Origin of the sequence: Paenibacillus sp. AK121 (assembly GCF_019042715.1) — a bacterium.
Lineage (GTDB): Bacteria > Bacillota > Bacilli > Paenibacillales > Paenibacillaceae > Paenibacillus > Paenibacillus polymyxa_C.
In genome coordinates this window covers 402,017-416,267 of the sequence record NZ_JAHPJM010000003.1, presented here as the reverse complement: position 1 = coordinate 416,267, position 14,251 = coordinate 402,017, and the positions used below count along the sequence as shown (strand labels likewise).

The 14,251-nt window shown below is 46.1% G+C and carries 12 protein-coding genes; 10 read left to right on the top strand and 2 right to left on the bottom strand.

The window, feature by feature from the left end; translation table 11 throughout:
* The 5 genes from KSP24_RS08285 to spoVM all read left to right on the top strand — a co-directional run bounded on the left by KSP24_RS08285 (nucleotide 1) and on the right by spoVM (nucleotide 5,188).
* Nucleotides 1-777 carry a Stp1/IreP family PP2C-type Ser/Thr phosphatase gene (locus KSP24_RS08285; RefSeq protein ID WP_016822348.1) on the top strand — a complete coding sequence of 259 codons (777 nt, stop codon included), beginning with the start codon at nucleotides 1-3 and terminating at the stop codon, nucleotides 775-777.
* Nucleotides 774-3,053 (top strand): Stk1 family PASTA domain-containing Ser/Thr kinase, encoded by a 2,280-nt coding sequence (gene pknB / locus KSP24_RS08280; RefSeq protein ID WP_216974886.1) that lies wholly within the window; start codon nucleotides 774-776, stop codon nucleotides 3,051-3,053. The genes KSP24_RS08285 and pknB overlap by 4 nt, the downstream gene beginning before the upstream one ends.
* Nucleotides 3,054-3,126: 73 nt before the next feature.
* Nucleotides 3,127-4,044, top strand: a complete 918-nt coding sequence (gene rsgA, locus KSP24_RS08275; RefSeq protein WP_216974885.1) for a ribosome small subunit-dependent GTPase A — start codon at nucleotides 3,127-3,129, stop codon at nucleotides 4,042-4,044.
* 4 nt (nucleotides 4,045-4,048) lie between these two features.
* Nucleotides 4,049-4,717 carry a ribulose-phosphate 3-epimerase gene (rpe, locus tag KSP24_RS08270; RefSeq protein WP_013371840.1) on the top strand — a complete coding sequence of 223 codons (669 nt, stop codon included), beginning with the start codon at nucleotides 4,049-4,051 and terminating at the stop codon, nucleotides 4,715-4,717.
* Nucleotides 4,718-5,107: 390 nt separating this feature from the next.
* Nucleotides 5,108-5,188, top strand: coding sequence for a stage V sporulation protein SpoVM (gene spoVM / locus KSP24_RS08265; RefSeq protein ID WP_010345573.1), 81 nt, complete (start codon nucleotides 5,108-5,110; stop codon nucleotides 5,186-5,188).
* Between the two features lie 222 nt (nucleotides 5,189-5,410).
* On the opposite strand, the gene rpmB is transcribed toward spoVM, so the two are convergent.
* Complete coding sequence (gene rpmB / locus KSP24_RS08260) at nucleotides 5,411-5,599, bottom strand: 50S ribosomal protein L28 (protein WP_013310881.1); 189 nt, start codon at nucleotides 5,597-5,599, stop codon at nucleotides 5,411-5,413.
* A 498-nt stretch (nucleotides 5,600-6,097) separates the two neighbouring features.
* On the opposite strand from rpmB, the gene KSP24_RS08255 reads away from it, so the two are divergent.
* The 4 genes from KSP24_RS08255 to KSP24_RS08240 all read left to right on the top strand — a co-directional run bounded on the left by KSP24_RS08255 (nucleotide 6,098) and on the right by KSP24_RS08240 (nucleotide 11,246).
* Nucleotides 6,098-7,882, top strand: coding sequence for a DAK2 domain-containing protein (locus KSP24_RS08255; RefSeq protein ID WP_165079663.1), 1,785 nt, complete (start codon nucleotides 6,098-6,100; stop codon nucleotides 7,880-7,882).
* 48 nt (nucleotides 7,883-7,930) lie between these two features.
* On the top strand, nucleotides 7,931-8,797 hold the full coding sequence (locus KSP24_RS08250; RefSeq protein WP_216974884.1) for a DegV family protein: 867 nt from the start codon (nucleotides 7,931-7,933) through the stop codon (nucleotides 8,795-8,797).
* Nucleotide 8,798: 1 nt separating this feature from the next.
* On the top strand, nucleotides 8,799-10,847 hold the full coding sequence (gene recG, locus KSP24_RS08245; RefSeq protein WP_064962888.1) for an ATP-dependent DNA helicase RecG: 2,049 nt from the start codon (nucleotides 8,799-8,801) through the stop codon (nucleotides 10,845-10,847).
* Nucleotides 10,848-10,958: 111 nt separating this feature from the next.
* Nucleotides 10,959-11,246, top strand: a complete 288-nt coding sequence (locus KSP24_RS08240; RefSeq protein WP_013371835.1) for a stage VI sporulation protein F — start codon at nucleotides 10,959-10,961, stop codon at nucleotides 11,244-11,246.
* A 434-nt stretch (nucleotides 11,247-11,680) separates the two neighbouring features.
* Here KSP24_RS08240 and KSP24_RS08235 read toward each other — a convergent pair whose 3' ends face one another.
* Complete coding sequence (locus tag KSP24_RS08235) at nucleotides 11,681-13,045, bottom strand: MFS transporter (RefSeq protein WP_216974883.1); 1,365 nt, start codon at nucleotides 13,043-13,045, stop codon at nucleotides 11,681-11,683.
* 279 nt (nucleotides 13,046-13,324) lie between these two features.
* Here KSP24_RS08235 and KSP24_RS08230 point away from each other — a divergent pair, with 279 nt between their 5' ends.
* Entirely contained in the window at nucleotides 13,325-14,164 is an 840-nt protein-coding gene (locus tag KSP24_RS08230; RefSeq protein WP_013371832.1) for an AraC family transcriptional regulator, read from the top strand.
* Nucleotides 14,165-14,251: the final 87 nt, after the last annotated feature.

The following is a 14,251-nucleotide window of genomic DNA, read 5'->3' as shown; positions in this document are numbered from 1 at the left end:
TTGATCAAAACAGTTCATGTCAGCCATGTCGGACGTGTGCGTTCGGTAAATGAGGATTCTGCCTGGATCAGGCACTTGGAGCAAGGCTATATTCTTGGAATTGTTGCCGATGGTATGGGGGGGCATCTGGCCGGTGATACGGCCAGCCGCCTTGCGGTAGAGACACTTGCCGCTGATTTGGCGACGCTGGAGAGCGGGTTATCCGCACATTCTTTGACGGCGGCGCTCAGCGACGCTATTTTGCATGCCAATGAAGTCATCTTCCAAACGGCTGCGCGCGATGACCAGTATCATAATATGGGAACGACGGTTGTTGCCGTTTTGCTCAACGATGCATCTGGAATTATCGGACATATCGGTGACAGTCGCGCCTATGTCATATCCAAAGGTACGGTACGTCAGCTTACAGAAGACCATACTTTGGTTAATGAGTTGTTCAAAAACGGTCAGATCAGTAAGGAAGAGCGGGAGAACCATCCCCGTCGCAATGTGCTGACACGGGCATTGGGAACTGATTCCGAGGTGAAGGTGGACATTGACACCATTACGCTGGAAAAAGGCGATGTGCTATTACTATGCAGTGACGGATTAAGCAATTTGGTAACAGAAGAACAGATCAGTAAGGTAGTAGGTGCCGCAGAAAATCCTTTGGAGGAACGTGCGGATCGTCTGCTACACCTGGCGTTGCTTGCCGGTGGAGACGATAACATTACTGTAGCTTTGTTTGAATTGCCCGACAACACGGTTTCATTGAGTGAAAAGGGGTGTGAAGCATGATCGGGCACCTGCTTGGGGGAAGATACGAAATTATTGAGCGCATCGGTGGCGGCGGTATGGCGCTGGTTTATAAGGCTCAAGACATTTTGCTGAATCGCAATGTCGCGGTTAAAGTGTTGCGTCAGCAATTTGTTCATGATGAGGAATTTATTCGCCGGTTTCGGCGCGAGGCACAGTCAGCAGCCTCACTTTCTCATTCGAACGTGGTCAGTATTTATGATGTCGGCCAAGAGGATGAAATCCATTATATTGTAATGGAATGCGTTGAAGGCAAAAATTTGAATGAGATTATTAAAGAACGTGCGCCATTACAAGTGGATGAAGCAGTGCGGATTGCTTCCCAGATTTGTGATGCGCTGGAACATGCCCACCAAAATCAGATTATTCACCGAGACATTAAGCCTCATAATATCTTAATTGGACGTAATGGACGGGTTAAGGTAACCGATTTTGGGATTGCTCGAGCTGTTACGTCAACGACAATTACCCAGACAGGTTCTGTTGTGGGTTCTGTTCATTATTTTTCACCTGAGCATGCAAAGGGTGTCATTACCGGTGAAAAATCGGACTTATATTCTTTAGGTATTGTCTTATATCAAATGCTAACGGCACAGCTTCCTTTTCTGGGAGAAAGCCCAATTAGTGTGGCACTCAAGCATTTGCAAGAGGAATTTGAGGAACCGCGTAAAATTAACCCGTTGATTCCACAAAGTGTAGAAAATGTCATTTTAAAATCGATGCGCAAAAATCCGGAGGAACGTTATCAATCGGCAGACGAAATGCTAAGAGATTTGGAAACCTGTCTGCTACCGGGGCGGCGCAATGAATCTAAGCTGGAGTTTACACATTTGGATGATGAGGACCAAACACGGGTTATCCCAGCTATTAAGCCTCAACAACTAGGTGTGTCTTCCAGTGGTGACGATGTGCCTGTCCAACCTCGTGAGTCTGAACAGCTTCCGAGCAAGCAATCGTCCAAGAAAAATAGAAAAAAAACGATCTTCTGGGTAACACTAGTGTTGGTGCTACTTTTGTGCATGGGCGGCGTGGTGTACTATGTGCAAAGTGTGCTTGTCGTGGCTGATGTGAAAGTACCAAGTGTACTGACACAAACAGAAGACCAAGCGAAGGTCACTCTAAGTAAAGCAGGACTAGTCATTGACGATCCAATCCAGCATGAATATAAAGAGGGGATTGCACCAGGAGTTGTTTTTTATCAAAGCTACCCTGAAGGCTCTTTAGTCAAGGAAGGAACGGAGATTAGTCTGAAAGTCGGAATTGCCAAGCCGCTCACCCCGATGCCAGATGTCAAAGGGCAAAGTTACGAGAATGCTGTCAAGCTACTGACCGCCCAGCAAATTAAGGAAACGCAGATTCAGCAAAATGAGCAGTTCAGTGATCAGGCTGAAGGAACCGTCCTTAGTCAGACACCCGCTGCAAATGAGCCATTTGATAAGGATTCGGTTCAGGTAGTGCTCACAGTCAGCAAAGGCGCTGCCACTGTTAAAATGCCGAATCTAGTAGGAATGACGCAGAACCAGGCGGAAAATGAGGTCAAAAAGGCGGGGCTGAAGGTAGGCTCAATTAAAGAGGAATTTAGCTATGAGCAGGATAAAGGAAAAGTAACCAAACAATGGCCGTCTGAGGCGGGCAGTGATTTGCCTCCAAATACGGAAATTACGTTTTATGTAAGTACGGGTTATCCGCCAGAAGCAATTACATTACCGTTTAATGTACCTGTGGCGCCGAAGGAAGAGGGCAAGAACAGTAAAATTCGTATCACTTATACAGATGCACGTGGAGAAAATCAGGAGTGGGGCAGCCGTACGATTAATACGACACAGACGTTTACGATCAACCTGCTGATGGCCCCTAACAAAGACAGTGTCGTCTCCGTATTTAGAGATGGTGCTTTTGTTGACACGTATCCTGTTTCTTATATTGATGCAAAAAATGGAACGGTGACGATGCCTCAAATTGCTCCACCTGCAGGAACATCACCGACTGATTCATCTGGTGGTACTTCCTCGCAGAATGGAAATGGAAACGGTGAGGAAGGAAATAGCGGGGAATCTTCTAATGATAACGGTAATGGTGGAGGCGACTCTAACAACCAGGAGGGAACAGAAGGTGATGGTGACCCTTCTGCTTTTGCCCCAGGAACCGATTCCGCAGGAGTTACGCGCAGTGAGTTAGCGGTTAGCAAAAAGAACAACCTTGGTCACGGTTCCTACAAAAAGAAGGACAAAGTGATCGAGGCTGTGCAGCATCAGTAAACTTACTAGAGAAAGAAGCTTAACCTGTTCCACACAATGAAACTTGAACATTATGAAGGAGGACATCTTACACATGCCTGAAGGTCTGATCGTCAAGGCGCTTAGCGGATATTATTATGTCTCCAGCCTGGATCAGGATGGGCGTCCGGTATCCGGCGAAGCTACGGTACAATGCAGAGCACGTGGCCTTTTCAAGAAAAAAGAGATTACGCCCCTTGTCGGTGATCGGGTCGTTTACGAACTGACTGAAAACGGGGAAGGTATGGTCAAGGAGATTAGAAAGCGTACGACGGAGCTAATTCGCCCTCCTGTGGCTAATACCACGCTGGCTGTGTTGCTGTTTTCCCTGCGTGAGCCGGATTTAAACCTGCCTTTACTGGACAAATTTTTAATCCATATTGAGCACGCCGGGCTGGATACGATTATCTGTCTGACCAAGCGCGATTTGTATGAAGGCAGTCCTTCAGAGGATGATACGGTGCTGAAGGTTCAGGAAATGTACCGGAAGATCGGTTACGAGGTGCTGGTAACCAGCGCCCGTACCGGAGAGGGGACGGCTGAGCTCAAGAAGCTGTTGGCCGGCCAAATCAGCGTGTTTTCCGGTCAGTCAGGTGTAGGAAAGTCCTCCATGCTAAATGCTTTGGAGCCCGGGTTAACGCTGGAGACGAGCGCCATCAGCAATAAGCTGGGACGAGGAAGACATACGACTCGTCATGTGGAGCTGATTCCATTAGACAACGGTGGGTTTGTAGCAGATACACCAGGGTTTAGCCAACTGGATTTTTTGGAGCTGGGTGTGGATGAGTTATCGCCTTGTTTTCGAGAATTCCAACAATATGCAGAAGGATGCAAATTTCGAGGTTGTACGCATATTCACGAACCTGGCTGTAAAGTAAGAGGGGCCTTGGAAGAAGGACATATTTCACAAGGACGATATGATAGCTATCTGCAATTTTATCAGGAATTAAAAGAAAAAAAGCGGAGGTATTGAGCATATGTTAAAAATAGCACCGTCGATTTTATCCGCTGATTTTGCTCGTTTGGGCAGTGAAGTCGCGGAAGTCCAAGCAGCGGGGGCAGATTGGATTCATGTTGATGTTATGGATGGTCATTTTGTATCCAATATTACACTGGGCCCCCCTATCGTTCAGGCTATTCGGCCGCATACAACTCTCCCACTGGATGTTCATCTGATGATTGAGCAGCCTGAACGTTATATCGGTGATTTCGTGAAGGCAGGAGCCAATATCATCACGGTTCATGCGGAGGCCTGTGTTCATTTGCATGGTGTCATTCACTTGATCAAGCAGCAAGGCGCTCTGGCAGGAGTGGCTCTCAATCCGGGGACATCACCATACGCGATCAAGGAAGTGCTGCCCAATGTGGATATGATTCTTGTAATGACGGTTAACCCTGGTTTTGGAGGCCAGTCCTTCATTCCAGAGACGTTGAATAAAATCAGACAAATCCGTGCTTGGTTGAACGAATTGGGTCGTCCAGACGTACATATCGAGGTGGACGGAGGTATTGCGGAAGAGACGGCACCAGCCGTATTTGAAGCAGGTGCTGACGTATTAGTGGCAGGTAGTGCAGTATACGGCAGAGCGGACCGTGCAGCGGCTATTACTGCTATTCGGGATAGTGTCGCTCATTTGTCCAAGTGAAGCTAACTGAAGCACTGTGGATGACCTTAGCGAGTATGATGACCGGTTTGACCCTCAGTTGTTTCTCGCTAGTGAAGACACCTTGGAATGCCATTCTTTCACTTTTGGCTGTTCTTATTGTCCTGTTTTATTTTCGTAAAAATGAACGGCGTGGTTTGCGCATCGGTTTTGTGGTGTGCAGTGTGCTTTATTATATCTTGTTTATTTTTATACTCTCAGCATATCTCTATGTTCACGGACTTGTCTGATGGTATAGCCTGGGATGGTTGTGCATAAATATGGTTACATGAGCGGGATTCTCATGTAGCCTTTTTTTGTGGGGCAACAACCCTTGACAGGTTGCATAAACTACAGAGAACGGATGCAGGAGGATGATGGGGAGGGTGAGGCATGAAGTTTTACACAATCAAGCTGCCAAAATTTCTGGGTGGATTCGTCAAAGCCATTTTGAATACATTCCAGAAGAACTGAAATCAAAGTAACGTTAACACAGGATGTAGGATGAAGGCTAAAGGTACACAGGAGGCACGCTTCCCGGGCACAGCAGATTGATAGCTCGGCAGTAAACGACAGAAACGCGCGGGAAGGTGCCTGACATTTTGTCCTCTTGAATCAGTGGGATATTATTCGAATAATCAAAAAAGCACCCGTTTAAAACGAGGTGCCTTTTGTTTATAACGATATTTTTTACGACTACACGCGAGTCACTTTACCGGCTTTCAATGCACGAGTGCTGACATAAACGCGTTTCGGTTTACCGTTAACGAGAATGCGAACTTTTTGTACGTTGACGCCCCAAGTACGGCGATTACGGTTGTTAGCGTGAGATACGTGGTTACCGCTGCCAGGCTTTTTGCCTGTTACAGAACATTTACGAGACATGATTCCACCTCCTATTCTGAAAATAACCAAACTCCATATGGAATGGGTCGCTCTTCAGGCCGACTGGGTCAGCCGGACTTTATAAGTCACTAACCTGAACAAAACAATACTTAAATATAATATCATAGTCAAAAAAGCTCCGTCAACTGATTCAAAAACTTTATTTATTTCTCTTTCGCATTATAGTACAATATGGGATAGCTATTGCTGCGACTATTTTGTTTTTTAATGGAATGTGAATTCTTATTCCAGTCATGCCGGGCAGTTCAGAGGCGGGACCATAATCATTATTCCGGCCAATGATTTTTTGTTGGGTAGTTGACTGGTTTTTCATATTATATGAGCTGTAGAAAGAAACCAGAGGATGGTTACGGAAGCTTACGAAAGGGTGACATTCGTATTCGTCGTCTGGCTTTAGTATAATTCAATTAAACCTTGAACAAGTGTTGTGAAGATGGATTGTAAAACAATTGTATTAAGCTAGGAAGGGGAATTCTCTTGAGTAATCGTTCTTTGAATGGAACAGACTTTACCGCGATGGTTTTAGCCGGGGCGGAACAATTACAGCAGCATGCGGAGCATGTCAATTCACTAAATGTATTCCCGGTGCCAGATGGTGATACGGGAACCAATATGAATCTGACGATGAGCGCGGGCGTAACGGAATTGAAGAGAGGAGATTCTTCCTCCATCGGTGTCATGTCCGGCATCTTATCCAAAGGCTTGCTGATGGGGGCCCGCGGCAATTCAGGGGTTATCCTGTCTCAGTTGTTCCGTGGCTTCAGCCGTTACGCTGCCCCATACGAGGAATTGAATACCCTTCAGTTCGCATCGGCATTGCAGAGCGGGGTGGATGCGGCCTACAAGGCGGTGGTTAAGCCGGTGGAGGGTACAATTCTTACCGTAGCGAAGGAAGCGGCCAGACATGCTGTGTTTTTCTCGCGCCGGACGAACGACATCACAGAACTGATGGAAGAAGTGCTTGCCAAAGCAAAGGAAACACTTGCCATGACGCAGGACATGCTCCCTGTACTGAAGCAAGTAGGGGTTGTAGACTCGGGTGGACAAGGGCTTGTGTATATTTATGAAGGGTTTATGCAGCATCTTGGAAGCGGATTGGTGACATCTCCAACTTCAAAAGGCGATAGTGTACGTCCGGTTTTTGCTCCTTATGTATCGGAGAGACCTACTTCTGCGCCTGTTGCTCCGTCCCCAGATGCGCCGATTTCTGCGCAGGCGAAGCTCGAAACGGAGAATATTGAATTTTTGTATGATATGGAGTTTTTTATTAATCGACAATTGGGCGAAGCGCAAGGTACAAATTTTGATGAGGAAGCTTTCCGGAAAGCGTTGTCAGTAGACGGTGATTCGATTATCGTTATTTCGGACGATGATGTTATCAAGGTTCATGTGCATTCTAAGGCTCCAGGTGAAGTCTTGAATCTTGCGCTGCGTTATGGGGAAATTACGCAGATTCGAATTTTGAATATGCGCGAGCAGCATCGTGATTTGCTGTCTGCAGGTATGGATGGTGCTCCTGAGCCTGAGTGGTTTGCTGAAATACCAACAGAGCCTGCACGTGAGGAGGAGCCATCTGAGCCCCCAGCTCATGAGCTGGCACCCTTTGGCTTTATAGCTGTGGCTTCTGGTGAAGGGATTGCTGATATTTTTAGAAGCTTGGGTGTTGATGTTGTCCTTTCGGGTGGTCAGACAATGAATCCGAGCACAGAGGACTTCGTTAATGCGGCTCGCTCGATTGCGGCTCAACATATTTTTATTCTGCCGAATAATTCCAATATAATCTTGGCGGCTGAACAAGCGCGTGAATTGCTAGAGGTGGAACGTTTGGTGTCGGTTATTCCGAGCAAAACAATTCCTCAGGGCATTGCAGCAGCATTTGCTTACCAAGAGGAAGAAGCCTTTGAGGTAAACCAAGATAATATGCGGGACGCAGTTACCCGTGTGAAGTCTGGACAAGTGACCTATGCGGTACGGGATACGACACTTGATGATCTGCATATTACAGCGGGCCACTACATTGGTATTCAGGATTCTAAAATTGTGGCGACTGAGGAGCAATTAATGGCAACATCCCGTCTTTTGCTGGCGAAAATGCTGGTGAATGGCGATGAAATTGTTACGATTCTTACAGGTTCGGATGCAAAACAAGAAGAGACAGATCAGCTTGTTGCGTGGCTTGAAGAAAATTATTCGGATGTTGAAGTGGAAGTTCATGAAGGTGGTCAGCCGATTTATCCTTATCTGTTCTCAGTGGAAACCTGATGTGCTTTAGCACGCCCATGGTAGTCCACTACAAAGGAGGTCTGACTGATGAGAACTATCATTTTGACGGATAGCACGGCTGATATTCCACAGGAAATAGCAGATCGTCTCGGCATAGTCATTGTACCATTGACAGTGATGTTCGGTAGCACAGCTTACCTGGATGGTATTGAGATGTCAGCTGCACAGTTTTACAGCGAACTGGTACGGGCTGATGAACTGCCTACAACGTCACAGCCATCACCAGCCCGTTTTTTGGAGACGTATACGGAGCTGTTGGAGCAATACCCCGAGAGCCAGATTATCTCGATCCATTTATCCTCCGGTGTGAGCGGAACGTACCAGTCCGCTCTGCTGGGCAAATCCATGTTGGAGAAGCATGAAGATAGAGTGACCGTTATGGATTCCAAGTCGGCCTCGTACGGATACGGTATGCTCGTGGTTTATGCTGCAGAGCTGGCGGCCGCCGGGCAATCCCCGACTGAAATTATTCAGGGTGTGGAACGTCTTGGGGAACGCCGTTGTTTGTATTTCCTGGTGGATAAACTGGAATACTTGCAAAAAGGCGGACGTATTGGCAAGGCTGCGGCTATGGTTGGTACGTTGCTTAACATTAAGCCAATTCTTTCGATTGACAAAGAAGGTATTATTTATTCGGCTGATAAGGCGAGAGGGAATAAAAAAGCGACAGTACGAATTATTGAACTGCTGGAGCGGGATTTAAAAGGCCAAAAAATTAATATTGCTGTGGGTCATACGGCAGATCGCTCGGCGGCAGAAGCGTTCGTGGCTCAGCTGGCAGAGCATTTTGAGCTGGGCGATCAAATATATACTGAACTTGGCGCTGTGATCGGAACTCATGTGGGACCAGGAACGATTGGTATTTTTGCATGGCCGGCCGGAGATGAGAGGTAATATGCTGCAATTGGATCAAATACCATTAAAACAAATACACGGCGTGAGTGCTCTCAAAGAGGGAGAGCTTCACGCTTTTGGCATTTCTAACGTGCAAGATATGCTGGAATATTATCCGTTTCGGTATGAAGATTACCGGCTGCGCTCGCTAAGCGAAGTGAAGGACGGAGATAAGATTACAGTACAGGCGAAAATTATGGGCATTCCGGTGCTTCAGCGTTACGGACGCAAATCAAGATTGACTTGTAAATTGATGGCTGAGGATTGGATGTTTACTGCAACATGGTTTAATCGGCATTTTTTGAAGGATCAGCTAACATCAGGTCGTGAAATTGTGGTGACTGGTAAATGGGATCTCAAGCGCATGCAGATGACTGTTGCAGACTCTGAGTTCCCTGATAAAGGAGTGGCCCGTTCAGGGACACTTCAACCGGTGTACTCTATAGGTGGAAAGATTACGCAGAGCTGGATGCGAAAAACAATGAATCAGACGCTCCAGCAGTTTGGTGAAATGATTCCCGAGATATTGCCAGATCTGCTGGTACGCAAGTATAGTATGATGCCACGCAAGCAGGCCATTGCAGGTATTCACCAACCTCAGGACAATCGAGAGGGACAAGAGGCTCGGCGACGAATGGTGTATGAGGAGCTATTTTTATTCCAGCTGAAAATGCAGGCATTCCGGGCGTTAAATCGTGGTCGAGCGGACGGGGTGGTGCATACGGTGGATAACGCCACGATCCGTGAATTTGTGAGGGCTTTGCCTTTTGAATTAACGGATGCACAGAAGAAGGTTGAGCTTGAAATACTGCATGATCTACGCTCACCTTATTGTATGAACCGTCTGCTTCAAGGGGATGTTGGGTCGGGGAAAACAGTGGTTGCTGCCATCGGTTTATTTGCAACAGTACGTTCTGGTTTTCAGGGAGCACTGATGGTGCCAACCGAAATATTGGCCGAGCAGCATATGCGGTCGCTTCACAAGCTGTTTGAACCCTTTGGAATCAGCGTGGGATTACTGACAGGAAGTACAACTGGGAAGAAGCGTAAGGAGTTGCTTGCCGCTCTTCAAATGGGTCTGCTGGATATTGTGGTGGGCACGCATGCCCTTATTCAGGAGGATGTGTATTTCCGCCAGCTTGGACTAGTTGTGACGGATGAGCAGCACAGGTTCGGAGTCAACCAGCGTAGTGTACTGCGCCGCAAGGGCTACAATCCCGATGTGCTGACCATGACGGCCACACCGATCCCGCGTACGCTGGCGATTACTGCTTTTGGTGATATGGATGTTTCTACGATATCAGAGCGGCCCAAGGGACGTATTCCAATTTCTACGTATTGGGTGAAGCACGAACTGATGGATCGAGTGCTCGGTTTTATTTCTCGTGAGGTAGATCAGGGACGGCAGGCTTATCTGATTTGTCCGTTGATTGAAGAGTCAGAGAAGCTGGACGTACAGAATGCCATCGATCTGCATATCCAAATGCAGCAGGCTTTTCCACATTATCGCGTTGGGCTGTTGCACGGACGAATGACTCCTGCAGAAAAGGAAGAAGTTATGCGTTCCTTCTATGCAAATGAGGTTCAGCTACTTGTTTCAACCACGGTTGTAGAGGTGGGGGTAGATGTGCCCAATGCGACGCTAATGATCATTATGGATGCAGATCGCTTTGGATTGTCCCAGTTGCATCAGTTACGTGGACGTGTTGGAAGGGGCGCACATGCCTCATACTGTGTACTCATCGCTGATCCTAAGTCGGAGGTTGGTCAGGAACGGATGAAGGTTATGACCGATACGGATGATGGTTTTGAGGTTGCTAGACGTGATCTGGATTTGAGAGGGCCGGGGGACTTTTTTGGCACCAAGCAGAGCGGGTTGCCCGAGTTTCGGTTAGCAGATATGGTAGCGGACTTTGAGGTGCTGGAAAAGGCACGTGAGGATGCAACGGATCTGATCAAAGACTCCTCTTTTTGGACATCTCCGCAGTATGAAGCACTTCGCGGTTATTTGCAAAAAGAGCAGATTTTCCAAGGGGATCTTATCGACTGACCCATGATGAATGATGAGGATGCTCTAAACGTTTTTAACAGATAGGCACAATGGACAGGCTGGCCGTCATATATTTGGGAATGACCGAATGATATGGGAGGTGTGGCAACATTGAGCTATCAGCAATATGGAATTAGTCCGCAACTGGTGGAGCGGATTAAGTTGAAAATGAAAAATCGTGTGCTCAAGGAGCGGGTTAAGCAGCAGATTGAGGGCGTGACCAAAGCAGATCTGCAAAACAAAGCTAAGGTGCGCCATCTTGTGAAAACCACTTCTGCTATTTTAAACGAGCGATTGACGGCTACACAGGAGGAGCAACTGACCGCCTTCGTATTGGCACAAAAAATTGATCCGTCCAATACGTTCCATCTGATCAAGCTATGGGGGATGTTCCGTTGATTGCTGTTCGAAGGGGGGCTTCAAAGCACTTTCTATGTTTTATGTGAAGCATAGATAAAAAGGATTGCCTGATGTTTAGGCGATCCTTTTTGACTTTATTTTAGGTTTTTGTATTTCATTCCCCGGGCAATAGGCAGTGATCTTAGTGTGAAATTCTATTTGTAATGACCGCTAATTTTGATAGAACATTCCATGGTCTGTGCACCTGGACGTACCGTTGTTCGGTGCTGAAGGCGCTCCCTGCCCCAGGCGCCTGACAATTGAATTCGCCGCACGGGGCGGTAGCTGCGTTCGATAAAACGGTCAAATTGGTCTAGGTATGCAGTTCAGCTTCTGTTTAGACTTGGATAAGTTCATATGGAAGACTCCTTTAATGATGTGTTTATGAAAAGGTTTGTTCGACCCTCAACCTTACCTGAAGGATCAGAATCCGGTTACTGTACGGATGGTTCACCTTGTTCCCGTCTTGCCCGAACCTCCTGGACAATTTTTCTGTTCATTGTTTCCGTCAGCTCATAATTTTTCATTGGAAATACGGAGAGAAATGTCAAACCCCCCGGAATAATTGTAAATAGTAGTGTGAGCCAAATAAGAGTTGTATTTGTTTGGACTATATTGGGCTGGTAACCCGCCAACGCTAGCGCATAACCACCCACGGCGCTGCCGATTGCGGCCGCCAATTTGGCCCGAAAAACGTTAGCTGAGAAAACCATCCCCTCTGATCTGTTTCCTGTTTTCCACTCTCCATAATCGACGCAATCTGCTAGCATTGTGGACATGACAACATAGTTCAGCCCCACGCCAAAAGAAATGATACAGCTGAGAATAAAGACAAGTAAAATAGAGTTTCCGCAGAAGAAAAGGGTTATCATGGATATGGAGGTGATTAGCACCCCAGCTATGCTAGTGCCTTTTTTGCCGATCCACTTGGCAATGAACGGAACTGCGACGTTGCCTGCGATTTGAAAGCCCACGGTTAGTCCCATAAACAGTGGAATGAATGCTTCGGCACCTAGGTTGTATTTGAAATAATACAGAGTAAACGCATTACGGATGTTGGCAGTCATTTCGATAATAAAAAACGAGATGATCAACAGCCGCAAAGGTCGGTTTTCAATGAAGAAAAGGCGTAGTACTCCTTTTAACGTTTGTTTTTCATGTCGAGGCACTACGTGTTTTTCTTTTACGCCAAACACCGTAAACATCATGCAGACGAAAAACAGACCACAAAGTACAGCAACGGCTCCAGCCCATCCGTTGAAGAAATGGACGAGGGGAAACGCTACGACATTGACCGTCCATAAGCCAGCACTTGCAACCGTACGAGGGACAGTCACGACCTTGGTTCGTTCTGCAGCATCTTTGGTTATGGCGGCGGACAGTGACCAATACGGAATGTCCAATATGGAATAGCTAATGCTCCAAGCGATATAGGTAACATAGGCATAAACCAGCTTCCCGGCGGAAGAAAGGTCCGGACTGAGGAAAAGCGCCAAGGTGGTGAGTGTTACCAAGAAAGCCCCGATGAACATGTAAGGCCTAAATTTCCCCCAACGCGTATTCGTGTTGTCGACTGCAATGCCAATAAAGATGTCAACGACCGCGTCAATCACCCGTGCCACCATCAGCAATGTTCCGACTGCAAGCGCATTCAATCCGAAGCTGTCAGTATAGAAGAACATGAGATAAACGGCGGTTAAATTGTAAATAACATTCATCCCATAACTACTCAGTGAGTAAGAGATAAGTGTTTTTAAACTGACTTTGTCGTTATTTTTTGCAGCTGCAGAAGTAAGCATATTTTAACCCCTTTCAAAAATTGACGATTATAACAGCCTGTTATGATATTTTGTTATGAGGACTTGTAAGCGTTATCTTGAGATACAGAATAACAAAAGCTGTGGAAGGAGTACATGATTTTTCTAAAGTAGAAGATAGTAAAAACAAAGATTATTGTATACATTTACAGATCAAGGTTTCATTTTAGGTCTTAGAATATGCTTCTTAATTTATGCTATATTTGTTACGAGGACACCGTCCTTGGTTAACTATAAAATTCTGAAGCATGGAGGTTAGGGATGGGTGACAATATGATTCAATTTGTAGATACACGTACCAGTTCAAAGCATAAAAATATTACAGATTTAATTCTGTATAATTGTGGATCGGAGCCTTGTTCTCCCAACCAGGATTTCGGACCTATCGCCAGGGATTTCAATCTTATTCACTTTGTATTAAAGGGTAGAGGCAAGCTGGTATTAGATAAGGAAACATATAACATAGAGAAGGGACAGGCTTTTTTAATCCCTGCCAATAAGGCCGCTTATTATCAAGCTGATGAGTACGAGCCATGGGAGTACAGCTGGGTAGGGTTTATGGGGATCAAATCCGAAATGTACTTGCAGAATATCTCTCTTGTTCAGGATAATCCGTATGTGGTAAGTATCGGAGACATCACTTTTTTTCATTCGACTATTCTTGAAATGCTTCGTATAGGGAATAATACACTTTCTTCATCCTTGGCTATTCAGGGCTATTTGTGCCATATTCTTGCCAAGTTGGTGCATGAATCAGGTGAAACGATGCCTGTGAAAGAAGAGCTTCCCTATTCAGTTCAAGCTATCAACTATATGGAGAAAAACTACAACGGTGGCATTCAAATTAGTGAGGTGGCAGAGTATCTCGGACTTCACCCCAATTACTTGACCTCTGTTTTTAAGCAGGAAATAGGTGAAACACCGAAGCAGTATTTAATGAACATTCGGATTAAAAAGGCATGCGAGCTGTTACAGGATACCAGTTACTCTATTCAAGTAATCTCCAATTCTGTCGGTTACTCGGATCAACTGACCTTTTCGCGGGCATTTAAAAATATGATGGGCATTTCCCCCAGCGCTTATCGTGAAAAAATTCTTTGATTTTACTATATATATCTTCTAAAAATACTGGTGCTTGAGGTAGGGTTGTTTTGATATCGTAAAGCTGTTGGTTTTTCCTGCATGGTA

Coding starts and splice junctions, on each gene's coding strand:
- KSP24_RS08230 (WP_013371832.1), top strand. CDS start 13,325: ATGGGTGACAATATGATTCAATTTGTAGATACACGTACCAGTTCAAAG.
- rpe (WP_013371840.1), top strand. CDS start 4,049: ATGTTAAAAATAGCACCGTCGATTTTATCCGCTGATTTTGCTCGTTTG.
- rpmB (WP_013310881.1), bottom strand. CDS start 5,599: ATGTCTCGTAAATGTTCTGTAACAGGCAAAAAGCCTGGCAGCGGTAAC.
- pknB (WP_216974886.1), top strand. CDS start 774: ATGATCGGGCACCTGCTTGGGGGAAGATACGAAATTATTGAGCGCATC.
- KSP24_RS08235 (WP_216974883.1), bottom strand. CDS start 13,045: ATGCTTACTTCTGCAGCTGCAAAAAATAACGACAAAGTCAGTTTAAAA.
- KSP24_RS08250 (WP_216974884.1), top strand. CDS start 7,931: ATGAGAACTATCATTTTGACGGATAGCACGGCTGATATTCCACAGGAA.
- spoVM (WP_010345573.1), top strand. CDS start 5,108: ATGAAGTTTTACACAATCAAGCTGCCAAAATTTCTGGGTGGATTCGTC.
- recG (WP_064962888.1), top strand. CDS start 8,799: ATGCTGCAATTGGATCAAATACCATTAAAACAAATACACGGCGTGAGT.
- rsgA (WP_216974885.1), top strand. CDS start 3,127: ATGCCTGAAGGTCTGATCGTCAAGGCGCTTAGCGGATATTATTATGTC.